The sequence below is a fragment of the Hwanghaeella sp. 1Z406 genome (assembly GCF_048892425.1).
In the GTDB taxonomy this organism is placed as follows: domain Bacteria; phylum Pseudomonadota; class Alphaproteobacteria; order UBA8366; family Aestuariispiraceae; genus Pacificispira.
Map to the genome: position 1 here is coordinate 1 of NZ_JBLZHU010000049.1, position 282 is coordinate 282.

At 53.9% G+C, this 282-nt stretch carries 1 protein-coding gene; it reads right to left on the reverse strand.

Annotated features, from left to right (window positions below; genetic code table 11):
* A partial coding sequence (locus ACOSDR_RS20310; protein ID WP_420732359.1) for a hypothetical protein occupies positions 1–282 on the reverse strand: 282 nt, incomplete at both ends.

The following is a 282-nucleotide window of genomic DNA, read 5'->3' on the forward strand; positions in this document are numbered from 1 at the left end:
CTCATGGTATGCCTTCTCAGCAGAGATGACTGGGGCATAGGTCGCCAGTGGGAAGTGGATGCGAGGGTATGGCACCAGGTTGGTCTGGAATTCTGTTAAGTCCACATTCAGGGCGCCATCGAACCTTAGGGAGGCTGTGATGGATGACACAATCTGCCCAATCAGACGGTTGAGGTTGGTGTATGTGGGACGTTCAATATCCAGGTTGCGCCGGCAGATGTCGTAGATGGCTTCGTTATCCACCATGAAAGCACAGTCGGAATGCTCCAGGGTGGTGTGCGT